This is a genomic window from Streptomyces sp. NPDC005181 (assembly GCF_040608395.1).
Taxonomy (GTDB): domain Bacteria; phylum Actinomycetota; class Actinomycetes; order Streptomycetales; family Streptomycetaceae; genus Streptomyces.
On the sequence record NZ_JBEXID010000061.1, the window covers coordinates 18079 to 42077 of the forward strand.

Below are 23999 nucleotides of genomic sequence, written 5' to 3' on the forward strand. Positions count from 1 at the left end.
CGCCGTGGGGACGGTCCCTGACTGCCGAGTCGGCGGGACGGTCGGCGTCGCGGTCCCAGGGGATCCCGGCGCCGGGGACCGCGACGGCAGGCCAGGTGGCGGGGGACGTAGAGTCCTCCATAGATGTTCCTCTCCGGTGAGAAGCAGGACGGGCTAGGTCCCGCTTCTCACCGACTCGTTCGTTCAGGGATGGGCGATCAGCTGGGGAATCCGCGGCCCTCGGTGTTGGCTCACCGGGGGCCGTTGTGCTGCCAGCCGCAGGGACAGTGACCGGCAGCCCTTCACGCGGCGGTGCCCCACTCGTCCTGGCCGCCGGTCAGCGCCTCCTCGTAGCGCAGCAGCTCGGCCTCGGGGTACAGGACCCGCTTGCCGACCTTGATGCCGCGCGGTCCCTTCCCGATCTGCCGCCAGTAGCGGACGGTGCTATCTGCCGTGCGGTAGCGCTCGGCGACTTCGGCGGTGGTCAGGTACCGGACCATGCAATTTCCCATTCGGCTAGACAGTGATGCGATCTGCATCAGATGTACCCGACGATCCCCGGTTAACCAAATCGGCAAGGGCATGTTTCAATTGGGATAGTGATGGTGATGATGGGAGACGGGATGCCGGACGACAGGGCGAACAGTGGCGAGGTGCCCCTGCTCTACAGCGAGGGCAACGTCGCGGCACGCGTGGCACTGGAGCGCGAAGTGCGGGGCTGGAGCACGACCGAGCTGGCCGAACGCGTGACCAAGGCCGGCGTGAAGATGAACCAGACCGCGGTCTGGCGCATCGAGAACGGGGAGCCGCGCCGGCGCATCAACCTCGACGAGGCACTCGCCTTCTCCCGGGTCTTCGAGCTGCCCCTCGAAGAGCTCATGTCACCGCCGCTCGAAGGCATCGACATGGACGGCAGACGCCTCGTCCAGGAGGCGGTCGAGGCGTACTACGAGTCCCGCGACGCGCAGGACCGCCTGCACAGTGCCGTCGCCGCGACGGCCGAGTACATCCAGGCCCGTCCCGACGCCGCCCGCGCCATCCACCAGCAGTGCCTTCGCCTCATGGGGGACGAGCGGGACGCCCGCACCCTCACCGCCGACATCGAGGCGGGAGGCCACTACCGATAACCGACCAGAAGGAGCACCGACTTGGCCAACATCCAAAAGCGCCCCAACGGCAAATGGCGCGCCCGCTACCGAGACCTCGACGGCAAGGAACACGCCCGCCACTTCGACCGCAAGGTCGACGCCCAGCGATGGCTCGACGAGGTCACAGCGAGCGTGGTCACCGGGCAGTACGTCGACCCTCGGTCGGCGAAGAAGCCCTTCAAGGAATACGCGGAGGAATGGCGGGCCATCCAGCCGCACCGGCCTTCCACGGCCAAGGCGGTGGCCCAGCACCTGCGCTGCTACGTCTATCCGGCCTGGGAGAAGCGGGCACTCGGCGCCATCAAGCCCGGCGACGTACAGAGCTGGGTCGCCATTCTGACCACCACGCACGGGCTGGCCGCCAGCACCACTCGGACGGTCTTCAACACGGTCAACGCCGTCTTCCGGGCGGCAGTCCGTGACCGCATGATCCCTCACAACCCGTGCGCCGAGGCGAAGCTGCCCTCGGTACCCCGGAAGAAGATCGTGCCGTTGGCCGTCGAGCAGGTGCGGACGCTGTCCGAGGAGATACCCGCCCGATACAAGGGCCTCGTGCTGCTCGGCGCGGCCACCGGGCTCCGCCCTGGTGAGCTCTTCGGGCTCCAGCTCCGGCACCTCGACCTACTGCACGCCACGGTCTCGGTGGAGCAGCAGATCCAGCAGACGGCCAAGCACGGCGTGTACGTCGGCCCGCCGAAGACCGCTCGCTCGCACCGCACGGTGCCGCTCCCCCGCATGGCGGTGGATGCGATGAAGGCCCACCTGCGGGACTTCCCCGCCGATGGGCCTGAGGGCTGGATCTTCACGGCGCCACAAGGCGGGCCCGTGGTCTACACGCACTTCATGGACGGGTCCTGGCGCCCCGCCTGCACGAAGGCCGGCATAGCGAAGGGCACCGGGCCTCATGCCCTGCGGCACCACTACGCCAGCCTGCTGATCAAGCACGGCGAGTCCGTGAAGACGGTCTCCGAGCGCCTCGGCCACACCAACGCGGCCATGACGCTGAACATCTACACCCACCTGTGGCCCGATTCCGAGGAGCGGACCCGGGCCGCCGTCGACAAGGCGTACGCGGACCAGTCCGCCGATGCCCAGCCACAGGTCGACGAAGCGGCGTAGCCGCTACCCCTGCGCGCTGACCGAAGTCAGCCCGCTGCGGACTCTGTGCGGACCACAAAGGCCGCCCAACCCGCTCCGCCGCAGGTCAGACGGCCTTTCGCCAGACGTATCAGACGTTGAAGCGGAACTCCACCACGTCGCCGTCCTGCATCACGTACTCCTTGCCCTCCATGCGAGCCTTGCCCTTCGCGCGGGCCTCGACGACCGAGCCCGTTTCCACCAGGTCCTCGAAAGAGATGATCTCCGCCTTGATGAAGCCCTTCTGGAAGTCGGTGTGGATGACACCGGCCGCCTCGGGGGCCGTGGCGCCCTTCTTGATCGTCCAGGCGCGGGCTTCCTTCGGACCTGCCGTGAGGTACGTCTGCAGGCCGAGGGTGTCGAAGCCGACGCGGCCGAGGGTGGCCAGGCCGGGTTCTTCCTGGCCCATGGACTGGAGGAGTTCGAGGGCCTCGTCGTCGTCGAGCTCGATCAGCTCGGACTCGATCTTGGCGTTGAGGAAGATCGCCTCAGCGGGGGCGACCAGGGCGCGCTGTTCGTTCTTGAAGTCCTCGTCGACCAGCTCGTCCTCGTCGACGTTGAAGACATAGAGGAAGGGCTTGGTGGTGAGGAGGTGCAGCTCGTGGAGGAGCTTGCCCTTCTCCGTGCCTGCGGTGATGCCCGCGGCGAAGAGGGTCTCGCCGGACTCCAGGATCTGCTGCGCCTCCTCGACCGTGGCGAGGACCGCGACCTTCTCCTTCTGGAGGCGGGACTCCTTCGTGAGGCGCGGGACGGCCTTCTCGATGGACTGGAGGTCGGCGAGGATCAGCTCGGTGTTGATCGTCTCGATGTCGTCCTTGGGCGAGACCTTGCCGTCGACGTGGACGACGTTCTCGTCCTTGAAGGCCCGGATGACCTGGCAGATCGCGTCCGACTCGCGGATGTTCGCGAGGAACTTGTTGCCCAGGCCCTCGCCCTCGCTCGCGCCGCGGACGATGCCCGCGATGTCGACGAAGTCGACAGTGGCCGGGAGCAGGCGCTGCGAGCTGAAGATCTCGGCCAGCTTGTTCAGGCGGGCGTCCGGGACGCCGACGACTCCGACGTTCGGCTCGATCGTGGCGAACGGGTAGTTGGCCGCCAGCACGTCGTTCTTGGTCAGGGCGTTGAACAGGGTCGACTTGCCGACATTCGGCAGACCGACGATTCCGATACTAGTACTCATGACACAAACGTCCGCTCAGGATCAAGAAGGGTGGGTTCGGCCGTGACTCCAGACATGCTCACCGGCTCCTCGTTTCCACAGCAGCCCAAGCGCGCCATCATCTACGTGCGCGTATCACGGTACAGGGACAAGGACGAGAAGATCTCACCCGAACTCCAGATCGATGCGTGCAACACGCTGGCGGAGCGCGAGGGCATGGTCGTCATCGACGTCCTTCAGGACCTCAACCTGAGCGGCAAGTACTTCGCGAAACGCCAGGTGGAGCAGATCATTCAACGGATTAAACGGGGCGAAGCGGACGTCGTCCTGGTATGGCGTTGGTCACGGTTCGGGCGCGACGCGACCTTGAGCTCGTACAACATCAAGCGCCTGGAACAGGCCGGCGGAGAGATCCGGGCGGCGAAGGAGGACATCGACACCTCCAGCAGCGGCGGTCGGCTCGGCCGGAACACGCACTTGATCGTCGCCGAGTACGAAGTCGACCGCAGTCGCGAATCCTGGATGGAGACCCACGACCACCGACGCAACCGCGGCGTCACTCACGACGGCCAGCTCCGATTCGGCTACGGAAAGTGCCGGCGCCCGCTGGAAGGGGACCCTGACTCCCGTTGCGAGAAGTGCCGCGTGGGAGCCCTCCACGTAGAGGAGTCGGAAGCCGCCTACGTACGGGAGATGTTCGAGCGTCTGTCGGCCGGAGAGCCAATGAACCGCATCGTGGTCGACATGACAGCCCGCGGCCTGCGCACGCGCGAAGGCGCGGTCCTGACCATCGGCAAGTGGTACCGAATGCTCGACAGCGGATACCAGGCGGGATACGTACGCCACCAGCCGACCAAGTACCGAAAGGAGCTCGGGAGCAGCCACGTGGATGCTCCCGGCATCGAGTGGATCAAGGGGATTCACGATCCGCTCGTTCCCGAGGCTCTCTGGACTGCGTACAAGGCGCGGCGGGGAAACAGGGCGGGCAGCTCGCGGGACAATGCGCCCGCTCACAGTGTGACGGGGCTGATCTACTGTGATCTTTGCGGCTGGCGCATGGTGTCCGGGAGCACGAAGTACAAGAGGAAGAACGGTGACAGCGGGATTTCGGTGTTCTTCCGCTGCTCGGCGAAGGTGCGCGGGGCCACGTGTTCGGGTGGCACGGTGCTCCTCACCGTCGTGGAAGAGGCAGTCCGCTCGTTCCTGGCGTCGCGGGTCACTCCGGAGGGAGACACCATCGCGGCGGCTTCGGCCAGGGAGGCAGCGGCGACCCCGGTGGCACGGCCCGTCGAAGTCGATCGGTATGCCCAGCTCAACGAGCGGAACGCCGAACTGGAGCGGCTGGTCACCCTCTACACCAAGGGCATGATCAAGCTGGAGAGCTACGAGCACCGCTATCGGGAGCTGACCGAAGCGATCGCCAAGTTGGAAGGGCAGATCGAGCAGCGGGAGAACGTGCCGGTGCCGGCCGTAGCCCCGAACCCACAGGTGTTCCGGGGCATCCTCACCGAGTGGGAGGGGCTGGAGGCCTGGGCGAAGCGGCAAGCCCTGTCGATGGTCGTCCACCGAATCGCGGTCCGCCCCGGGCCTCGTGGCACGAAGGACAAGGTGCGGATCATCCCGATCGAAGATGCCGAAAAGTACAGCCCTCAGGCGGCCTTGCCGGCTCCAGGGCGCGCCTTCGGCGGGGCGGCGGTTGCCCGCGTCGAGGACGAGCCGCTGGAGGAACTGAGCGATGCGCCCTGATCCCTCCACTGTTGTCCGACCGCGTAACCGATGAACTCGTAGAACCGGCTCCACGGGTCGTCGGTGGCGGTGGCGATACGAAGATTCGGAATCGGCGGCATGCAGGAACTCCCGGCGGCAGGACGTGAACCGCGTCGCGGGACTGGCGACGGCCTGGTCAGGATCCGGAGATCCGAGGGTTTGGCCAGGCCGGGAAAGAATGATAGATGCGCACCCCTGGGGGGCAGCCTCACTGCCCCACTGAGCGCTCAATGGCCACGGCAAGACTGTCCGGTACTACCAGATGTGAGACAGAGCCCGAACTTGCGTCTGCGTGCTGACGGTGGGGTTTCAGGCATTCCTGTGTCCGCTCAGAACAGTTCCAGGTCCTCTCCGCTGGTGTCCACGATGACGGGCCGGAACTGGGCAGGGAGGCCGTCCAGGCGGTCGGGACCGGCCGCGGCGGCTACGACAGGGGCCGTGTCGGCCAACCAGGTGCGAAACCGCTCGGCGGCTTCGCGGTAGGGGACTCGTGCCAGGACACGGTGCTCGCCGGAGGGGCAGAAGTCGACGACGACCGTGATGAGGCATGAACGGGGCGCGTTCTGACTGCCCGTCCAGGACACGCGCAGGGCGCCGCAGGGCTTGCGCCCGCCGGAGGCGCGGTGGGTCGGGCGCAGCGGTCGGCAGGCGGTGTGGGCGGTCCAGGCGGCGAGGTGGGGCAGGGGCAGGGTGGTGCGGGCGCGGCAGCCGGGGCAGCGGTGCCAGTGGCGGAGCCAGTGGTCGGCGTCGGTGTGGAAGAGGCGTGTGTAGCGGTTCGCGACGCGGATGTCGTTGCTGTAGAGGTGGTCGGGGCGTTCTTGTGTGTTGCAGGACTGGCAGACAGGGGCGCGGACGTAGCCGTGTTCGTGGCAGTGGTCGAGGACGGTGGCGGGTGCGGTGCGGCAGACGGCGCACGCCCATTCGGCCACTTTGCGGGAGGTGTCGGGCTTTCTGCTGAGTACCGAGTACAGCTGGCCTTCCAGCTCTTTGCCGTACGGGCGTAGTGAGGCGGTGGGGGTCTTGGTGCTCGTCTTCAGTCTGCTGTCGGCGTCTTCGGTCTGTCGGGGGTGGGAGGGCGGTTCGGTGGCGGCTGGGCTTGTCTGGCGGGTCCGTGCGGTTCGTATCCACTGCGTTTCGGCGTGCTCGGCCGCGTCCAGCAGTCTGACCACGGCGCGCGGCAGCCACCATGTGCGTGGTGTCCCGTCGCGGGTCTGCTCCACGAGCATCTGTGGCCAGTCGATCCCTGCCAGGGGGTATGGCCGGCGGGCTTCATCACGTCCTGCTGTCTGTTCGGGGCCGTCCGGTTCCTGCAGTTCCGCCGCGATGCGTTGGCGCCAACGCAGCGGCGTTTCCTCGTTGTTTTCCTGTCTCGGCGCCCTGCCGAACGGGCCGATGCGGACCAGGTCGCGTCGGTCCATTTCCACCGCGGCCAGTTCCGCGGCCGCCCTGCGCACTTCAGCCTCCGGAACACTCCACTGGCCGTTGCTCGCCGTCACCGTGGCCACCACGTGGCTGCCGAGCAGGATGTATCCCGCCTGGGCAAGGGCAGGGAGATGGGCGAATGCCCCGGAGGCTGTTGGTATGGCGCTGTCGACCGTCAAACCGGTCCACAGCGCGTCTGCGGCAGCCAGCGTGATCAGGCCGTCCGCGCGACTGGGGATGACACGCTCCGACATGCCGACAGGATATCGACCGGTAGGGCGGCAACGGCTTGCCCGTTGATCCACCGGGCGTCCGAGACGGTCTGCCACAAGGAGAAGGGCGGCTGGTGCATCGGGTTCTCGATGCACCAGCCGCCCTTCGGCGTCTGCGGCCTGTCGGCTCCGGACTCTCCGCTCTCATGTTCATTCCTCCGGTCCGGCCAGGGTGAAGTCGCCCTTCGTCAGCTCCGCGCGGAGCCGCTGTTCAGCTACGTCGGCGTAGTGCGAGGACAGCTCGACGCCCACGAACTGCCGGCCTTCGCGCAGGGCGGCGATTCCTGTGGAGCCGCTGCCGGTGAAGGGGTCGAGGACGGTGCCGCCTTCGGGGCAGATCTGTACGAGTTGCCGCATAATCTCGATCGGCTTCTGGGTGATGTGTACCCGGTCCTTGCGGGGCTGGGAGGCAATGAAGTGGCCGGGTAGGTAGAGATCCCGGTCCTTGGCCAGGCTGCCCTTGACGCCCCACGTGATGAACTCGGCCGACTGCTTGAACCCGCCCTTGCGTGGTCGGCTGGCCGGCTTGATCCACGGAATCGTTCCGCTCCATGTCCAGCCCGCCATCTGCAGAGCGTCGGATGTGGTCGGCTCCTGACGCCAGTCCGAGAAGACGAGGGCCACCGCGTGCTCGGTGGACGCCCGGTACGCCTCGGTGAGCAGGGCGGTGAGCCAGCTCCGATAGCTCCGCTGGTCCCGGTTCTCTCCGGGGAAGTTCTGCAGGTCGTGCGTGGATCCGCTGGTGACGTACTTCGCGCGAGCGGTGCGGCCGGTGCGGTCCGAGCTGGTGCGCCCGCCGGAGTTGTACGGCGGGTCGGTGATGACGGCGTTGACACGCTCGTCCGGGAGGGACTTCAACACGGTAAGGGCATCGCCTCGGTGCAGCGTGTAACTCATGTGCGGGTCCTCTTTCAGGGCGCGGCAGGACTGCGCCCGCTCTGGACGGCGTTGAGCGGGGCTGCGCCGGAGGTTAACCGCGAGTTCCGGCCGCACCTAACGAGCCGTTTCAGGCACCTGGGTCGGGCTCGGGAACCGTTTGGTGCGGCCGGAATCCCGGTCTACTGTCTCGCCACGTCACCAGGTCGGAACCTCGTTTCGCACCCGTTGACCTGCGCTTATCCGTGTTGTCTCGTTCGGGCGAGCAACGTGGCAATCCCGTTGGCCCTTCTTTCCTGAAGCCGTGAGGAGATCCCGTGTACCGCCTGAGATTACGAGCGCGGCCGACTGCCGCCCATCAATTGCGACCAGCATCCGGGAGCTACCAACTCCTGTGGCCTGGGCCCGCCCTGTGAGGCGGATTCACATCGGCGTGGTGCCGGCGGCTGTGCACGAGAAGCCGGCACCACGCCTCCTACGAACATCGAGGAGCCGCTGCGATGCAGCATGTCCTGATACCCCCGCGTCCCGACCCAACAACGCTGTCCGGCCGGTATCACCGTCTCGGTGAGCGGTGTCTCCGATGAAGAAGACCACTGGAGCCGTCGTCGGTCTCTTCGCGGCCGGTCCGCTACTCCTGGCGGTTCCGATCCTCGCCATCGGCGCTGGGGCGGCTTCGGCCTCCTGCTCGACCGGCCGTACACCGGCTGTGGATACCTCGGCCGTCGCCGCTCAGGTGAAGGCGATCCTGGACGGCGGCGGAAAGGACGCGGTCTCGGTGCCGGGACTGGATGTTCCGGCGGATCAGGTGCCCAACGCCAAGACGATCCAGGCCACCGGCGTCGCGATGAACGTTCCGGCCCGTGGGCAGGTCGTGGCCCTGGCCACGGCCTTGCAGGAGAGCGGACTGCGGAACCTGACCTACGGCGACCGTGATTCGCTGGGGCTGTTCCAACAGCGTCCGTCGCAGGGATGGGGCACCGCGAACGAGATCCTCAACCCGGTGCATGCCTCGACCAAGTTCTACGAGGGGCTGAAGAAGGTCTCGGGCTGGCAGTCCCTCTCTGTCACCCAGGCCGCTCAGGCGGTGCAGAGGTCCGGCTTCCCGGAGGCTTACGCCAAGTGGGAGCCACTGGCCACCGCGTTGCAGCAGGCGATCGACCCCTTGCTGTCGAAGATCGACCGAGCGTCGACGACTCCTTCGACACCCGGTTCGGTGAGCACCACCAGCACTGCGGGCGGCTGCACGACGGACGAGGACGGTACCGACTTCGGGACCATCCCGGCGGGCGCGGTGCCTGACGGGTACGAGATTCCCGCGGATGCTCCGCGCGAGATCCAGACGGCGATCCGCTGGGCACTCGGCCAGCTCGACACCCCGTACCAGTGGGGCGGGAGCTGCACCGACTCCCATGGGTCCGACCCCATGGGCCGGTGTGACTGCTCCTCGCTGATGCAGCAGGCGTACAAGGCTGGCGGGGTCACCTTGACTCGGACGACGTACACGCAGGTCAAGGACGGCAAGTCGGTACCGGTCGACGCTCTCCGGCCAGGTGATCTCCTCTTCACCGAGGGGACGGCCAACTCTCCGGAGCATGTCGGCATGTTCATCGGCCATGGCCTGATCATCCACGCCCCCCACACCGGTGACGTGGTCCGCATCGCGACCCTCGCGTCCTGGAAGTCGCAGATTCTCGCGGTCCGCCGGGTCACCTGACCTGCCCTTCCTTCGCCCCCTTTCCTCTCTCGCACCGCCGCTCCGCCCGCTCGGGCTTTGACGCGCTTCGAATCGAACTGGAGTTCTTATATGTATCTCGCTGACAAGGTCGTCCAGCTCGCCTACGACCCCGGGATCAAGCCGAACGAGGGCGGGCTGCCCGGCCTGGCCGTCCTCAAGCAGGTGATGGGCTCCATCAACCTCTTCGGCATCATCGCCGTGGTCGGCGCGCTCGCCGTCAGTGCGGGCGTATGGGCGTGGGGCCACCACTCCGGCGGCCACCAGGCCGAGGCCAACGGCAAGAAGGGTGTGCTGGTCAGCGCCGGTGCGGCGCTGCTGTTGGGTGCGGCGAACGGTGTGGTGGCATTCTTCAGCACGCTGGGGACGCAGGTCCACTGATGTCTTCCCGCTCCTTGAACCCCGGCGGCGCATCGAGCGTGCGCCGCCGGGCGCTGCTCGGCACCGCCGTCCTGGTAGTGCTCGTCGCCCTGGCCGGTCTGGCCGCCTACCTCACCCGCGACGGCAGGGAATCCGCCAAGCCCCCTGAAACTCAGGCGACTTCGGTCTCCCCCTCTGCCCCGGCCGTTTCGCCGGCCGGGTCGCCGTCGCCGATCACAAGCTCCGCCGCCCTCCCGGTCCCACCGGACACGCACGATCCGATCGCGTTCGGAAAGGCAGCCGCCACAGCTCTGTGGTCCTACGACACCCGCGCGTACTCCCAGGTGGAGTTGCTGACCTCTCTGCACGCGTGGCTGACCACCGAGAGCAAGTACGCCGACCGCGACTCGGTCGACGCGGTCGTTCCCTCGCCCGTGCTGTGGAAGAACATGGCCGTCAACGGTCAGTTCGCCACTGCGACCGTGAACGAGGGGCACTTCCCGGACGCGTTCACCCAGGCTCTTCAGGCGGCCCCGGGGACGATCACGCAGGCGTACGTCTACGCGGTGACCGTCTCCGGCAAGCAGTCGATCGCCTGGAACGGCTCGCCCGCCGGTGGTGCGGAGAACCGCGTCACCACCCTCGCGGTCCAGTGCCGGCCCGACCGTCCCTGCGCCCTGGCTGGCGTCATGCCGTCAGTCGCGCCCTGATCCCCAGCCCGGAAAGGAGGTACCACCATGGGAGTCTGCGACTTTCCGCTGATGGACAAGGTCTGCGGCGCTGTCGACTTCGCCACCAATCCCGCCGGGGCCGTCACCGACGGCATCGGGGCATGGATCGCGAAGTCCATGGGTGAACTGGCCGCCAGCGCGGCTGATCTCGCCGCCAGGACCGTCAACGCGACCACCGCCATCGACCTCAACGCGTCGTGGTTCCGGGAGAACTACGAACTGCTGCTGCCCATCGGGCTCGCGCTGACCGTCGGCACGTTCTGCATCCAGTTGATGCTCGCGGCCTGGCGACGCGACGAGCGAGCCTTGGCCCAGGCAGCGATCGGCACCATGACCGGTGTCCTGTTCAGCTTCTGTGCCATCGCCTTCACCTCCGTCGCCATCACCGTGGTCGACGCCTTGTCCGACGGCCTGTTCCAAGCGGCCAAAAGCTCGGTCGACGACGCGATCCGCCGAGTGGTGAAGGTCACCGAGCTGGGGGCGATGTACGGCCTGGGCTGGGGAGTCCCAGCCATGGTCGCCCTGGGATGCGCGATCGGCGCGTTCTTGTACTGGGGCGTCATGGTCGCGCGCAAGGTCGGCGTCCTCGTTATGGTCTCCCTCGCCGTCTTCGCGGGAGCCGGCGGAGGCTGGGAGGTCGCCAAGCGGTGGCGGCGTGGCTGGATCGAGGCCACCGCCACTCTGGTCGTCTCGAAACTGTTGATGACCGTGGTCTTCCTCATCGGCGTCTCGGCGATGGGCAAGTCGGATGCCCACGACGGCATGGCCGCCCTGTCCGACGCGATGGCCGGCATCGTCGTGATGGTCCTGGTCTTGCTGTGCCCGTACGCCACATACAAGTTCGTCCACTGGGCGAGCGACGGCGGCGGACACGACGACCTGCACCGCACCGGCATCGCCGGCATGGCGGTCGCCGCGGGGGCCGCGAAGACCGCGGGCAGCATGGCGATGCGAGCCGGCACCGGTGCCAGTGCCGGTGGCCCTTCGCCGCAGGGTCCGAGCCAGGTACCGGGCGCGGGCACCGACGGTGTCGCCTCCGGCATCAACCCCGCCGGTGGCAACCTCAGCAAGGAGGGCATCGACGCCGGCCCACCCAAGCCGCAGACCAGCTTCCGCTACGGCGAGGACCCGAACGCCACCGGCGACAAGGGCCGCGCCCTGATCCAGCGCCCTGGCATCCCGCCGCTCATCACCCGATCCAGCGAGGGCGAAACGGAGGGAGCCGAAGGAGGCGCGTCGGATGCTCGGCTCGCCGGCACGTCGGCTCCGGACAGCAGCGTCGTCCGTGCCGGTGCCGCGTCCCCCGCCGGCCCTGCGCCCGGGGAGGGACCGAGCGGCCCTGCCTCACCGCCACCGTCCTCGACGGAGCCGTCGGCGACCGGTTCCCCGACGCCGACGAGCTGGATACAGCAACCCACCCGGCCGCCCTCGGGTTCCTGACCAACCACAACCGGGGGCGGGCTGCACTCACAGCCCGCCCCCGCTCCCCTCGCACACCGGCCAGGAGAAACGGAGCCTCGCCGTGTCCTCCAGAAGAAGAGCACCGCACACCTCGCCCTCCGTCCGCTCCCACCGTCTGGAACCGCCATGTCCGTCAAACCCCCGGCCGAAACCACCACGGCCACCGTGAAGTTCCCGCACCGCAGCAGGCGCGGCATCCTGCTCGGCCTGACCGCCACGCAGCTGATCATCGTCGGCCTCGCCGGTCTGCTCCTGCTCTCCGTGATCCTCGCCCGCGGAGTGGTCGGCGCTCTCGAACTCATTCCGGTATGGGCCGCCATCGCCCTTCTCGTCTTCGTCCGCCACCGAGGCCGTGCCCTGGCCGACTGGACTCCGATCGTCACCCGATACGTGGTCCGCCGGCTGCGCAAGCAGTTGGTCTGGCTCACCCGCCCCTCGCACCGCCCGGTCCGCGAAGGGCTCCTCCACCTGCCCGGCACAGCGGCCAGTCTGCGTGTGGTCACCGCACCCGACCGCCGCTACGGCGCGGTCCACGACCCGCACACGGGCACGCTGACCGCCGTCGTCAAGGTCTCCTCCCGCGCCTACGCTCTGCTCGACCCCGGTACGCAGAACGCCAACGTCAGCGGCTGGGGACGCGCCCTGGCCGCTCTGGCCCGTACCGGCCAGGTAGCCAGGATCCAGGTGATCGAGCGCACCGTCCCGGACTCCGGCGACGCGCTGCGCCGGTACTGGGAGGAGAACGGCCGGCCCGACACCCCCATGGCCGGTGCGATCTACGGCGAACTGATCCGGAGCGCGGGCCCGGCCGCGGCACCGCACGAGGCGTACGTCGCCGTGTCGCTGGACGCCAAGGCGGCACGCCGCCTGATCAACCAGGCCGGAGGCGGCCTCACCGGATCCTTCAACGTCCTGGGCCAACTGACCTCGACGTTCGACCAGGCCGCACGGACCGCCGGGCTCAACCCCACGGGTTGGCTCACCGCTCGCGAGATCGCGGCTGTCGTTCGAACCGCGTACGACCCCAAGGCGCTCTCCGCACTGGACCGTTGGTCGGTCAGCGGCCACCCCGAGGCGGAGCCCGCTGCCGCCGGCCCGGTCGTGGTCGTCGAGAAGGCGGATCACATCGCTACCGACTCGGCCGTCCACGCCACGTACTGGATAGAGAACTGGCCCCGCACCGAAACCTCGGCCGGCTTCCTGCACCAGCTCCTGTTCACCGCCGGGGTGCGGCGCACGCTGTCGTTGTCGTACGAGCCGAAGGGCCTGGACTCCGCTCTGCGTGACGTCCAGCGCAGGAAGGCCAGCGTGATCGCGGATGCTGCGGAACGGACGCGGCGTGGGCAGGTCGACTCCGAGGCGGACTCGATCGAGTACCAGGACATCAAGTCCCGTGAACGCCAGCTCATCGCGGGGCACGCGGACGTCGCGTTGACCGGACTGCTGACCGTCTCGGCCGACTCCGAGGAGGAACTCCGCTCCGCCTGCGCGGTCGTGGAAACCGCAGCCGTCGGCGCGCAGCTCGATCTTCGGCCGCTCACCTGGCAGCAGGCCGAGGCGTTCACCGCCGCCGCCATGCCGCTCGCCCGCACCGTCTGAAACCGGCCTTCGTCCCCTTTTCTCCTGTGAAAGAGCGCCCGCATGTCCCGCACCGCCAGTACGACCGCGCAGAACTTCGTGCCCTTCGCCACCGCCGCGCTCGACTTCCACCGCGCGCTCAACATCCCGGGCGGTCCGCTCGTCACCACCCGCCCCGAGCTGGACGCCCTGCACGCCCATCTCGTCTCACTGTACGAACTGCTCGACGCTCACGCCTCCCGCACGGGACAGCTCGTCCCTGTTGAGGGCGACGCCCTCCGTGCCGCCCGCACCAGGGCCTGGCAGGCCGCCGACCACATCCACACCGCCTACCACGCGGTGCCCCGGCCGGACTCCGGCGAAGTGCCCGAACCCGAGGCGTGCCGGGCCACCCTGCCCGAAGGGGCGCCCGAGCTGACCGTCTGCCAGCGCCACCAGCGCACCGCGCGCCTCGTGCGCCGCCGCACCACCCCTGCCGACCTGCACGCACCGTTCACCGGCCTCGTACGCCACTAACCCCGCCTTCCACTTGGAGAACGTTCATGCCCCGCACCCGCGCCAGCGCCTCCCACCTGTTCGTCCCCCGCAAGGCGACCCGTGCCGAGCAGCGGGCCGCCCGAAGCGGTTTCGCCGAGGCCCGTCGTCAGGCGCGCCTGGCCGGCGCCGCGCCCCCCAAGCACCGTGCCGCGGAATTCCTCGATCCGGAGCTGCGCCCGGTCTTCCCGTCGTCCGGGCGCCCCGGCTCCTCCTCGGCTCGGGGTGGCAAACTGCGCCTGCCCGCCCACCGGATGACCACCGCCACCGTGTCCGGGGCCTACCCCTTCCTCGCGGAGGGCGGCCTGGGCGCGGAGGGCATCTTCATCGGCCGCGACGTACACGCCGAAGCAGCCTTCTGCTACGACCCGTTCTCGCTGTACAGCAGCGGCAGGATCGAGGGCTTCACCAACCCAAACGCCGTCCTGGCAGGGATCATCGGCATGGGCAAGAGTGCGCTGGCCAAGTCGATAGCCACTCGGGCGATCGCCCACGGCTACCGGGTCTACGTGCCCTGCGACCCCAAGGGCGAGTGGACGGCTGTCGCACAGGCTCTCGGCGGCTACAGCATCGCCCTGGGGCCGGGACTCCCCGGCAGGCTGAACCCGCTGGATGCCCCGGCCCGGCCCGTCTCAGTGAGCGAGAGCGACTGGGTAACCGAGGTCCGAAAGCGCCGCCTCCTGCTCCTGGCCGGCCTCGCCCGCACCGTCCTCAAGCGCGACCTCCTGCCCATGGAGCACACGGCCCTGGACCTCGCGCTCGACCTGGTCGTCGCCGAGGCCAACGCCGACGGCACGGTGCCGCTGCTCGGCGAGATCGCGCACGCCCTCGGCTCGCCCGAGCGCCTCGACCGGGCCCTAGGCGACCAGGCCGGACACATGGGACCCGCCGCACAGGACCTCGCACACGCCCTGCGCCGCCTGGTGCACGGCGACCTGAGCGGCATGTTCGACGCCCCCTCGACCGTGACCTTCGACCCGGCCACCCCGATGCTGTCCATCGACCTCTCCCGCCTCGGCGGCTCCGGCGACGACACCGCCCTGGTCCTGGCCATGACCTGCGCCTCGGCATGGATGGAATCCGCACTCGCCGACCCGGACGGCGGCCGACGCTGGGTGATCTACGACGAAGCGTGGCGCGTGATGCGGCACGTCGGCCTGCTGGAACGCATGCAGTCCCAGTGGAAACTCTCCCGCGGCCTCGGCATCGCCAACCTCATGGTCATCCACCGGTTGTCTGATCTGCTCTCGGCAGGCGATGCCGGCTCACGCGGCCGGGTGCTGGCGGAGGGGCTCCTCGCCGACTGCTCCACCCGCATCATCTACCGCCAGGAACCCGACCAACTCGCCGCAGCCGCTTCGCTGCTCGGCCTGACCGGCGTCGAGACCCAGGCAGTCTCCGCCCTGACCAAGGGCCGAGGCCTGTGGAAAGTCGCAGGCCGCTCCTTCATCACGCAGCACATCCTGCACCCGGCCGAGCGCGAACTGTTCGACACCGACGCCCGCATGTCGGCATAAGCCCGTGGGTTCGTCTGCTCGCTAACACCCTCCCGGCAGGCGCCAGCACAAGAACGAGGACCAATCATGCTCATTTATCCCGCTTCCCATGACGGCCAGCCCCTGACGGCCACCGATCAACTGGCATGGAGGCAGCACATCCCGGCGCTCGCCTCCGCCGCCGCCGGCATCAGGCAGGCATCCGACACCTGGGACGCGGTCTCGGACTCCTTCTGCGACGAGGACGGCTGGCCCATCGACGAGAAGGGCTACGCCGACGGCAAGGTGACCCGTGACGCAGAGGCCTGGCAACACGTCGAGGTCTTCCTCACCTACGGCCCCGAGGTCCTGGCGGGAGTCCGTGCCGCCGCCCACGGTGCCGACTACGTCGAGGGGCCGGTCAGCGAGGACCTCCGGCAGCTGCGCGGGATCGACACCACTCTGGAACGGGCAGGCCAGGTCCGGCACGAGTGGGACCAGGTCATGGCGCTCATGGACGACTCGCTCCCTGGCTCACGGGAGATCTATGCAAGCCATGCGCAGGAGATCCGCAACTCCGAAGGCTGGCGCTACGCCGACGAGTTGTCCCTTCAAGGCCCGGCACTCGCTCGGGCTGCCAGCTACTTGGCCGAGCAGGCGGATCCCGATCGGCCCTCGCAGAACGACCGAGCCCAGGTGGCCCTCGCTCGCTCCGCTCTCGGCAACCGCGAGGCCTCGCCCGCTTCGCCTCCCGCACCACCGGCGTCGCACCCGAAGCCCCCACGTCATTCCCGCTGACGTCGATAGCACCGAGTTCCGGCGGGACCAAACCGGCCGATCGCCGCATCCTCGTGGAACGCCACGCCCCTCGCCCCTACCAGCTCCACGTGCCTGCGGCTCGCGCCGTCGGCCGCCGGGGCACCCAGCCAGGGAGAAGCCCTATGCATTCCGATCCACCCCTGGTTCCACTCCAGCAGGAGGACCCGCCCATCACCGCTCACCCCAGCGAACTGCTCCCCCAGCAGGCGACTGCCGACATGCCGGGACCTGCGCACGGGTACGGCCACCTCACCGCGCCCCTTCGGCAGCGCGGCCTGGAGTGCACTGTCGAGTACGGGCTCAGCGACTACATCGTCCGCATCGCCCTCCCAGACGGCAGCTCGCTGAGCATCTCGCCGCCCCAGGAACCGCCGACCGACCACCCACCCGGGCGCCCCGAAAGCTGGCTGGTGACCCGCGGGCATCCCGACGACTACACAGTCCATGAAGTGATCTACGACTCGGAGCCAGGCGGCCCCCATGCCCGGCACGGCGGCAGCGCGGTCAGCCTGCTGGACGCCATCGACGGGCACCTCGATCAGCTCGGTCTTCCTCCACGACCGGACGCCGCCTCGTCGCGAGTGAGTGCCGCCCGCGCACTCTCACCGACCGCCCAGTACACGCCCGCGGCACCGAGGTCTGCGGCTTCGGCCGTACGCCCCGTACCGCCGCCCGCCCATGTCCCGTCCGCGCCCGGTCGCTGACCGCTTTCCGCCTCGGAGTACCCCGTGCCCCTCGCCAGCAGAACCATTCCGGCCCTCGACCACCGCGCTCCCCGAGCCTGCACCGGATGGATCAGCCATGCCCACCCACTACGACTCGCTTCCCGACGTCGCGATCGGCCACCACCCCGCCTACGGCATCGTCGCCGCGAACCCGAAACACCTCCCAGCCAGCGCATGGATGCTGAAGGGCTTCGACTTCCACCCCGTCCCGGACCAGCCGACGCTGTACGCACTGGCCGACCAGCAACGTGACGGACAGGGCCGCGTCACCCGGGCTGTCACACTGCTGCGCAACGCCGGCTACCAGGTCGACGTAGATGCCGCGTTCGACCCATCACTGGCCTCCGAAGCGGGCTCCGCCCGTGGCCGGTCTCCGGGCGCAGTTCCCGACGCCGCGTTCGCCGAACATTCGCAGCTCGGCATCATCGCGGCCACCGATGACCACTCCTCCGCGCTCGGCGGCCGCCTCATCCTGGAGGAACACGGCTGGCACCATATCCCGGACCTGGACATCTACACGCTGCCCCTCACCATCGACCGCAGCGAAGCCCTGGGGAAGGTCGCCGGCGCCACGCTGTCGATGCATCGATCCGATCTCCAGGTCGCGGTCCAGCCCTCCGTCGCCCAGGACATAGCGGCTCGCCGCCCTCCTACGCCCGCAGCAACCGCGCGCCCCCACCACGACCGAGGCTTTACCTGTGCCTCCCGCGTCAGCGCCGCCGCTCTCGCGGTCAGCCCAGTCCGCGACGGCCTCCCGGCCACGGTGCCGGTTCCCGCTCCCACCGCCTCCGCTCCGGCGGCCCGGCCGGTCGACCCTCGCATCGCCTTCGCCCTCAACCGCTGACCCCACCTCCCGTAGCGAGCGCCCAAGGAGTCCAACATAGGAACGGTCGCGTGAGTAGCTGGATCGCCCAGCCGAAGAGCCGCTCACCGTAGGCCCTGGCCGGGGGCTACCGATCAAGTCGCTTCGGAAGCTCGACCTACCTCACTCCTACGCTCTCGTTCCCGGTCAACGACGGCATACATCCTGGTCTCCTGAGCTCGGGATGAGGCGGTTGCCTCACCCCGTATCGAAGGGGGGACCCGTCGCTTGTGAGATCTATGACCCGGCACGTGCGCCGTTCAGCTTTCCTCGAACCCACTGTCCTCGAACCTCAGCTGAACAGCATTCTCACGGACCGTTCGCACCTGCTGCTCGGTGAAACCGTCAGTGGTGGTTGCGGTGATCTCGATGCGGACCTCGAGCCGGACGCCGTCGGCAGCCTCAAGGTGTGCGAGGACTTCCTGCTGAATGTGGGCGAAGTCTGCGGCAGGACGGTTGGGGTTGAGAGTCTTGACGCCCCAGAACCTCCGCGCGACCTTCTTGGCCATCGGCGTCGAAGGCTGAGAGCCGGCGCCCGGGAGAGGGGTGACGATGCTGGGCTGCGGGGTGCTGTCTTCGCTGCTGCTGGCATCTTCTGCCGGGATCTCCGGCTCAGCCGACGGGGTGGCGACGACCCGTGCACGCTGGGCGACCGCTCGTCCCGGCTGGACGAGGAGCATGTCGTCGGTGACGAAACCGGGCTCGGGCTTGTCACCGTGGATCCACAGGTTCTGGTACTCGTCGGTGGCCTCGTCGTAGCCATCGGCGAGGGCGAAGGCATCCTGCTGCCACAGGAGGACGTCGGCAGCGCTGAGTACGGCCTGCTCAAGCACCTGCCGGTTGGGCAGGCGCTTCAGGTACGGGTACTGGGTGTACCAGGACCAAAGGTCACCGAATCGCACGTGCCCCTTGCTCCAGGCGTTAGCCAGGGCGCCTTCGAGAGCCATGCGTACGAGCGTGGCCCCGAGCACGGGAGTAATCCAGCCCTTGGCCTTGAGCGCCGCGGTGACCCGCTCGGCTAGGGAGCCACCATCCTTGGCGACACGGGTGAAGGAGATGGTCGGCCTCTGGCCGGGCAGCTCGGTCGGGATCAGTGCTGCGGTGAAGGCTGCGCGGACGCGGTCGTCGACGGCCGCGTTCAACTGACGGGCACGGGTGACGGACTGCTTGCGCTGCTGGGCGCTGAGTTCGAGTTCGTCGGCCTCGTCGGCGATGGACTGCCAGGCCCGATACTCGCGCACCACGCCGTCGAGCTCGGGGTAGGTTTCGCGATCGGCGGCGACCATGACCAGCATGTTGCGCCGCTGTCGCTGCCCATTACCGGCCTCCCGCAGAAGACGCTCGGCGAAGTCCGTGGCTGTGGAGGCATCCTTGCCCCAGGTGAACTTCGGGTGCATGACCACGAGCTTGAGGACCTCGGAATCGGGGATGTCCCCGGTGTCGAGGGGTGCAGCATGCACAGCACCGAAGGACGCCTTGGGCGTCTTCCCTGTGGCCTTGAGGCGTTCGACGATCGTGGCGTGCACGTCGGCCTCGCCGTAGCCGGCGGCCCGGTCGGCTGCCACTCGGGAGACCGACGCCGCGAGGTCGTACCAGGAGCGGTCGCCGTCTTCGTAGAAGTACGTGGCACGCTGCCCCAGCAGGGCACGGGCGTCACCGATGTGGTTGATGACGTCGCCGGGCACCGCGGTGCCCAGGCGGAGTTGCTGGATGTCCACGCCCTTGTGCGCCGAGCGCAGCGTCGGAACGGTCGCGATGAACACCGACCGGGCGACACGCCTGGTGAGCGCTCGCTGTCCGAACGACGGGCGCTCACGGTCGATCTGAACCGGAGTGGCACCCTCGCCGTCGACGTCCTTGTCCACGACCGGCTTCCAGTTGTCGTCGAGATACTTGGTGATCTCGCTGAAGACCTGAGTGTCGTGGACGGGCACCGCCCCGGGCGTGATGAGCGGCGTGGTGTCATTGGCGGCCCACAGGGAGTTGATGACCACGCTCATCAGACGCAGCACACCGCGGGTGCGCTGGAACTTCGGCAGCGTCGACCAGTCTTCGTAGAGCCGGTCGAACAACTCGGGATGGATCGGGTACGCCGCCCGGATGCGTTGCTCGTACTCGCTGGTGGTCGTCTCACGCGGGAAGAACCCGGTGTTGTCCTGGTAGTACTTCACGTACTGCTTGGCCACTGCGGAGATGTCCGCCAGGGCCACGGCATCGGGTTCTTCGAACAGGCGCCGGCGCACGATCTCGAAGGACTCGATGTTGTTGGCGGGCCGCCAGTCATCGGCGTTGCGACCGATGGTGTGTTGCAGGGTCTCCAGAGCGACGTGCCCGTTGGGGCCACCCACCTCCAGCGCCGAGCCGCCGCCACCGTTGTCAAGAGAGTCGGAGGCAGGGATGGAGACCACGAGCATGACACCCGGGATGGACTTGGCCATCTCGGTCAGGTGCTGAGCGAAGGTGTGTTGCGTGGCGAAGGATCCGCCGGGAAGGTCGTCGCGTCCCACGAGTTGGCGGGCGTAAGCCACCCACTCGTCGATCAGGATCAGCACGCTCTTGCCGCCGGCGACGACGTCGCGCACGACGGCGTCCAGCGCGTCGCCGGGATCAGTGCCGGTCGCATCCGCCATCGCGACGCGGTCGAACGCCTTGCGGTCTCCGAGCTGCCAGGCCAGTTCCCCCCAGATCGTGCGCACCTGAGTGCCGTCGTCCTTGACGATCGGCTGGCTCGGGGAGAGCTTTGTGCCCACCAACGTGACCCGCTTCACGTCCAGCGACCTCAGTGGGTCGCCTTCGGCCGTGGGCAGGGCGGCATGCACGACATCCTGCACGGCCTGAGACAGCGCGCTCGTAGCCAGGCCCTCGGAGAACAGGTGGTAGAGAGCCAGCATCGAGTGCGTCTTACCACCACCGAACTGAGTCTGCAGATTTATCACTGGGCTCGCCCCGGCATCCCCGGAGAGACGCTTGAACGCACGGGTCAGCAGGTCGGACAGACCACTGGTGAGATAGGTGCGAGAGAAGAACTCAGCCGGGTTCAGATATTCCGGCGCCGCGGCGTGGCCATGGGCCACCGCATACAGATCGGCAGCGAACTCGGCGGCGGAGAACTGCCCACGGATCACGTCGGCGTGCGGCCGGATGACCTCACGCCACGGCTTGATCGTCGTGCCAGCCTGCACGCCGGCGACCTTGACCGCTTGTGCCTCACGCATCAGCCGGTTGCGGGTCTGCTTTTCGAAGACCTCCCGCTGGTGCTCCATGCGCATCTTCGCGACCACATCGGCCTCGTCCCCAGCACCGATCACCGTCAGGAGACGTTCGATCGTGTCCAGCGCACGGTAGGTGTCGTCCGAGGAGAACTTCTGCCCGTGGTGAGCCGCGTTCGCCGTCTCCCGCAGCTCAGAGGCCAACGCGGACTGCGGGCGCGAGAGGTCCTTCTCAAAGACCTTCCATTTCTCCGTGACGATGCGCAGCAGGAACCGCACGTCGTCCCGCGAGTACGTCTTGGCTGTGCCGAACTTCGCCACGTCCTCAGCGGCGATCAGCTCCATCCAGTCCTTGCCGGTCGGAGCCTGCGCGGACATACGCATGTCAACCCACGGCCGCACGCCCTCAAGCAGCTGGTCGAAGCTGCGCAGTACCTTCTCATTGTTCGTCAGCGCCATCAGATCTCCTCCCCAAAGAGCATCTCGGCCACAGCGGCCGGGCGGATCGTGGTCGACGTCGCGGAGACATCGGCCCACGCGCCACCGAGCCCATTGAACAGCCCAGCGGTCGAAGGGTCCTGAGACTCCATCAGCTCGTACAAGCGCGTGGCCAGGCGGTTGACCTCGTCCATGTCCACCCTCCCCTTCACCTCGGCCATAAGCCTGGCCGCCTCTTCGCGCCCCTCGGTCGCGTACGCGCGCGCCAGGTGGCAGGTGACCTCCGAAAGCGACAGCCGGTCGTCGTGGGCCGGGTCCCAGCGGGGGTCGAGATTCTGGGGCTTGATCAGCGCGACCTTGCCTGCGCCGGAGGTGAGGCTTCCGCCGCGGGCGATCCCGTCCACAGACAGGCCCAGCGGCACGGCCAGGGACTCGGCGTCACCGTAGGGGCGCGTGTCCCAGCCGTACGAACGGAACCAGTCCAGGCAGAACCGGCTGTCAGCGTCCAGTTCGGCGTCATGCTCGTTCTGCAACGCGTCAAAAGTCTGGTTGATCAGCGCCAGCGCGGTCTTCACCGACATCGTGGAGCCGTCATCCTCTAGTACCCGGGAGAAGCGGGAGAACACGGCCATCCCAGGCCCAAGGATCGTCTGCCGCAGGTCCGCCGGAGCGATTGCACCCTCACGGATGCGAGGCAGTGCCTCGTCCAGATCGGCATGCAGCGCAGCCAGGAACCCTGTTCGGTCCGTCGCAGGGGCGGTTGTCTCACGAGGGCGGAGAGCCAACACGATCGAAGAGGCGAGAGCGTTCGTCCCCACAGAGATCATTCGCCCGCCACGCTCCGAGCGTACGGGCCACGTTGCGGTGATGGTCCAGCCGTTGCGGACCATGCCCTCCAGGAAAGTCGACCATCCCGTGGAAGCAACCCCCTCCTTCTTCAACTCTGCCTGCTTGAAGGCGTAGAAGATGGTGATCGGGTAGTTCGACGAGGCTGTCTGCCGCGCACGGGCGAAGACGTGCTGGAAACCATCCTCGAAGAACTTCTCTGCACTCGCCTTCCCTCCGTGGCGGTATGGGTTGGCGACGAGTTCTTCTGCCTTCGGGACGAGCATCGTACCGAACAGGTCCGGGTGGATGTCGCGCAAGGAACGGCGCAACCAAACATAGAAATAGTCGGAGAGGTCCGAGTACCCGATATTGTCGTAGTACGGCGGGTCGGTAGCAATTAGGAGACCCGTGTAATCACGACTGGCTGCGTCAGCTTGCCGTGCACGTCCCTCATTGCGTGCAGGGAGTTCGTCGAGTACACGGGTGATACCGCGAAGCATGAACCCGAAGTTCCCGGAAGACTCGCTGAATAGATTTGCCTCGGCGAAGTCCCAAGTCATGGGGAGCGCCTGGCGGGCAAATGTATTTCGAATTCCTTCATTCTTCGGGTCGGGCATCCAGGTAGAGATGGTTCCGCCGTAGTCAGACAGGCGACTTGCCGCCATCCCGAGATATGTTGCCACCGCGTCAGCGTAAGCCTCGGCGCCAGTTCCACCGGCAGCCAGAGATCCACCACGGGGGAGACCTGCTACGACAGCGTCGGTAAGCAACTGCTCTCGAGCCTCACCAACGAGATCACCGAGAGCCATAAGTGTCGTAAGCTGCCTGGCTGTGAAAAGATCGGAGAACTCGGTAAATCCGTACTGCGGGGGAGAGAACCAACGCGGGTTCGTCGCAATGGAACCGGATGGCGCATCAGCCGGTCGTGGGATATTTGCCGCCTGCACATGCTTCTCATCTGGAGCAAGGTATATGCGGCGACGGTAGCCTTCTGTGACGGTGGCGAGCAGTTGAGCGCCAATCCGGCCGACAGCCCCTTCAGAGCGAATAGCTGCCAGGGTGATGAATCCTCCACAGGCGACGCAGGTGGCGCCTCTGCCTGTCGCCATGGTTCCGTCGTTCGATTTTGTGGGGGCCTGCTTTGGGTTGTGCCCAATACTGAACTCTACGCGCCGTCCGCCGGGTGCCATAGCGTCATTTACTACCGTGGGGACAACGTACGCCTCCTTACCCCCCTTCTTGCCCAACCACCAAGAACGCACCAGTGGCATTTGGATTCCACAAGCAGGGTTCAGGCAGGCCACCGTCCGGGCCCAGATCCAAGCGATGACGGTTGCTTCAGTGGTCTTCCCTGTGGGCTCGCCGTCGTGTCCCAGCACAGGTACCTGCGCAAACATTCAGTGCGACCGCAGCGTGTGACGGTTTCGGGTGTGTGGTGACGGCTGGTGACCGAGTGGTCAGCGGCTGTCGGAGCGGGGGTGTCA

Annotated in this window: 19 protein-coding genes; 13 read left to right on the plus strand and 6 right to left on the minus strand. The window is 67.7% G+C overall.

Annotated elements, in window-relative coordinates; translation table 11 throughout:
* Nucleotides 1-281: 281 nt before the first annotated feature.
* Nucleotides 282-479, minus strand: a complete 198-nt coding sequence (locus tag ABZV38_RS29000; protein ID WP_356331398.1) for a helix-turn-helix domain-containing protein — start codon at nucleotides 477-479, stop codon at nucleotides 282-284.
* 123 nt (nucleotides 480-602) lie between these two features.
* On the opposite strand from ABZV38_RS29000, the gene ABZV38_RS29005 reads away from it, so the two are divergent.
* A complete protein-coding gene (locus ABZV38_RS29005; RefSeq protein ID WP_356331399.1) occupies nucleotides 603-1106 on the plus strand; it encodes a helix-turn-helix transcriptional regulator in 504 nt (167 codons plus the stop codon).
* Nucleotides 1107-1127: 21 nt separating this feature from the next.
* Nucleotides 1128-2246: a site-specific integrase gene (locus ABZV38_RS29010; protein WP_356331400.1), complete on the plus strand. Its 1119-nt coding sequence runs from the start codon at nucleotides 1128-1130 to the stop codon at nucleotides 2244-2246.
* 109 nt (nucleotides 2247-2355) lie between these two features.
* Here ABZV38_RS29010 and ychF read toward each other — a convergent pair whose 3' ends face one another.
* The gene (gene ychF / locus ABZV38_RS29015) at nucleotides 2356-3444 is read right to left on the minus strand and encodes a redox-regulated ATPase YchF (protein ID WP_356331401.1); all 1089 of its coding nucleotides are present in this window, start codon (nucleotides 3442-3444) and stop codon (nucleotides 2356-2358) included.
* Between the two features lie 42 nt (nucleotides 3445-3486).
* Here ychF and ABZV38_RS29020 point away from each other — a divergent pair, with 42 nt between their 5' ends.
* Nucleotides 3487-5169, plus strand: coding sequence for a recombinase family protein (locus tag ABZV38_RS29020; protein ID WP_356331402.1), 1683 nt, complete (start codon nucleotides 3487-3489; stop codon nucleotides 5167-5169).
* A gap of 350 nt (nucleotides 5170-5519) precedes the next feature.
* On the opposite strand, the gene ABZV38_RS29025 is transcribed toward ABZV38_RS29020, so the two are convergent.
* Nucleotides 5520-6866 (minus strand): endonuclease domain-containing protein, encoded by a 1347-nt coding sequence (locus ABZV38_RS29025; RefSeq protein WP_356331403.1) that lies wholly within the window; start codon nucleotides 6864-6866, stop codon nucleotides 5520-5522.
* A gap of 168 nt (nucleotides 6867-7034) precedes the next feature.
* Nucleotides 7035-7781: a site-specific DNA-methyltransferase gene (locus ABZV38_RS29030; protein WP_356331404.1), complete on the minus strand. Its 747-nt coding sequence runs from the start codon at nucleotides 7779-7781 to the stop codon at nucleotides 7035-7037.
* 562 nt (nucleotides 7782-8343) lie between these two features.
* Here ABZV38_RS29030 and ABZV38_RS29035 point away from each other — a divergent pair.
* The 10 genes from ABZV38_RS29035 to ABZV38_RS29080 all read left to right on the plus strand — a co-directional run bounded on the left by ABZV38_RS29035 (nucleotide 8344) and on the right by ABZV38_RS29080 (nucleotide 18022).
* Nucleotides 8344-9477 carry a C40 family peptidase gene (locus ABZV38_RS29035; protein WP_356331405.1) on the plus strand — a complete coding sequence of 378 codons (1134 nt, stop codon included), beginning with the start codon at nucleotides 8344-8346 and terminating at the stop codon, nucleotides 9475-9477.
* 90 nt (nucleotides 9478-9567) lie between these two features.
* Nucleotides 9568-9876: a DUF6112 family protein gene (locus ABZV38_RS29040; RefSeq protein ID WP_114247234.1), complete on the plus strand. Its 309-nt coding sequence runs from the start codon at nucleotides 9568-9570 to the stop codon at nucleotides 9874-9876.
* Nucleotides 9876-10565, plus strand: a complete 690-nt coding sequence (locus ABZV38_RS29045; protein WP_356331406.1) for a hypothetical protein — start codon at nucleotides 9876-9878, stop codon at nucleotides 10563-10565. Before ABZV38_RS29040 ends, ABZV38_RS29045 begins: the two co-directional genes overlap by 1 nt.
* Before the next feature lie 27 nt (nucleotides 10566-10592).
* Nucleotides 10593-12026, plus strand: a complete 1434-nt coding sequence (locus ABZV38_RS29050) for an ATP-binding protein (protein ID WP_356331407.1) — start codon at nucleotides 10593-10595, stop codon at nucleotides 12024-12026.
* A gap of 147 nt (nucleotides 12027-12173) precedes the next feature.
* Nucleotides 12174-13646 carry an SCO6880 family protein gene (locus ABZV38_RS29055; protein ID WP_356331408.1) on the plus strand — a complete coding sequence of 491 codons (1473 nt, stop codon included), beginning with the start codon at nucleotides 12174-12176 and terminating at the stop codon, nucleotides 13644-13646.
* Nucleotides 13647-13688: 42 nt separating this feature from the next.
* On the plus strand, nucleotides 13689-14141 hold the full coding sequence (locus ABZV38_RS29060; protein WP_356331409.1) for a DUF6238 family protein: 453 nt from the start codon (nucleotides 13689-13691) through the stop codon (nucleotides 14139-14141).
* Nucleotides 14142-14167: 26 nt separating this feature from the next.
* Entirely contained in the window at nucleotides 14168-15676 is a 1509-nt protein-coding gene (locus ABZV38_RS29065; RefSeq protein ID WP_356331410.1) for an ATP-binding protein, read from the plus strand.
* A 66-nt stretch (nucleotides 15677-15742) separates the two neighbouring features.
* A complete protein-coding gene (locus tag ABZV38_RS29070) occupies nucleotides 15743-16432 on the plus strand; it encodes a hypothetical protein (RefSeq protein WP_356331411.1) in 690 nt (229 codons plus the stop codon).
* Between the two features lie 143 nt (nucleotides 16433-16575).
* Nucleotides 16576-17157, plus strand: coding sequence for a hypothetical protein (locus tag ABZV38_RS29075; RefSeq protein WP_356331412.1), 582 nt, complete (start codon nucleotides 16576-16578; stop codon nucleotides 17155-17157).
* A gap of 97 nt (nucleotides 17158-17254) precedes the next feature.
* A complete protein-coding gene (locus ABZV38_RS29080; protein ID WP_356331413.1) occupies nucleotides 17255-18022 on the plus strand; it encodes a hypothetical protein in 768 nt (255 codons plus the stop codon).
* 278 nt (nucleotides 18023-18300) lie between these two features.
* On the opposite strand, the gene ABZV38_RS29085 is transcribed toward ABZV38_RS29080, so the two are convergent.
* Nucleotides 18301-21708 (minus strand): Swt1 family HEPN domain-containing protein, encoded by a 3408-nt coding sequence (locus tag ABZV38_RS29085; protein ID WP_356331414.1) that lies wholly within the window; start codon nucleotides 21706-21708, stop codon nucleotides 18301-18303.
* Nucleotides 21708-23198: a hypothetical protein gene (locus ABZV38_RS29090; protein WP_356331415.1), complete on the minus strand. Its 1491-nt coding sequence runs from the start codon at nucleotides 23196-23198 to the stop codon at nucleotides 21708-21710. The genes ABZV38_RS29085 and ABZV38_RS29090 overlap by 1 nt, the downstream gene beginning before the upstream one ends.
* Between the last annotated feature and the right edge of the window lie 801 nt (nucleotides 23199-23999).

Excerpts from the sequence above, each read along its gene's own strand:
- ABZV38_RS29050 (WP_356331407.1), top strand. The coding sequence starts at position 10,593 with ATGGGAGTCTGCGACTTTCCGCTGATGGACAAGGTCTGCGGCGCTGTC.
- ABZV38_RS29000 (WP_356331398.1), bottom strand. The coding sequence starts at position 479 with ATGGTCCGGTACCTGACCACCGCCGAAGTCGCCGAGCGCTACCGCACG.
- ABZV38_RS29060 (WP_356331409.1), top strand. The coding sequence starts at position 13,689 with ATGTCCCGCACCGCCAGTACGACCGCGCAGAACTTCGTGCCCTTCGCC.
- ABZV38_RS29080 (WP_356331413.1), top strand. The coding sequence starts at position 17,255 with ATGCCCACCCACTACGACTCGCTTCCCGACGTCGCGATCGGCCACCAC.
- ABZV38_RS29030 (WP_356331404.1), bottom strand. The coding sequence starts at position 7,781 with ATGAGTTACACGCTGCACCGAGGCGATGCCCTTACCGTGTTGAAGTCC.
- ABZV38_RS29055 (WP_356331408.1), top strand. The coding sequence starts at position 12,174 with ATGTCCGTCAAACCCCCGGCCGAAACCACCACGGCCACCGTGAAGTTC.
- ABZV38_RS29035 (WP_356331405.1), top strand. The coding sequence starts at position 8,344 with ATGAAGAAGACCACTGGAGCCGTCGTCGGTCTCTTCGCGGCCGGTCCG.
- ABZV38_RS29065 (WP_356331410.1), top strand. The coding sequence starts at position 14,168 with ATGCCCCGCACCCGCGCCAGCGCCTCCCACCTGTTCGTCCCCCGCAAG.
- ABZV38_RS29025 (WP_356331403.1), bottom strand. The coding sequence starts at position 6,866 with ATGTCGGAGCGTGTCATCCCCAGTCGCGCGGACGGCCTGATCACGCTG.
- ABZV38_RS29045 (WP_356331406.1), top strand. The coding sequence starts at position 9,876 with ATGTCTTCCCGCTCCTTGAACCCCGGCGGCGCATCGAGCGTGCGCCGC.
- ABZV38_RS29040 (WP_114247234.1), top strand. The coding sequence starts at position 9,568 with ATGTATCTCGCTGACAAGGTCGTCCAGCTCGCCTACGACCCCGGGATC.
- ABZV38_RS29085 (WP_356331414.1), bottom strand. The coding sequence starts at position 21,708 with ATGGCGCTGACGAACAATGAGAAGGTACTGCGCAGCTTCGACCAGCTG.
- ABZV38_RS29075 (WP_356331412.1), top strand. The coding sequence starts at position 16,576 with ATGCATTCCGATCCACCCCTGGTTCCACTCCAGCAGGAGGACCCGCCC.
- ABZV38_RS29005 (WP_356331399.1), top strand. The coding sequence starts at position 603 with ATGCCGGACGACAGGGCGAACAGTGGCGAGGTGCCCCTGCTCTACAGC.
- ABZV38_RS29070 (WP_356331411.1), top strand. The coding sequence starts at position 15,743 with ATGCTCATTTATCCCGCTTCCCATGACGGCCAGCCCCTGACGGCCACC.
- ychF (WP_356331401.1), bottom strand. The coding sequence starts at position 3,444 with ATGAGTACTAGTATCGGAATCGTCGGTCTGCCGAATGTCGGCAAGTCG.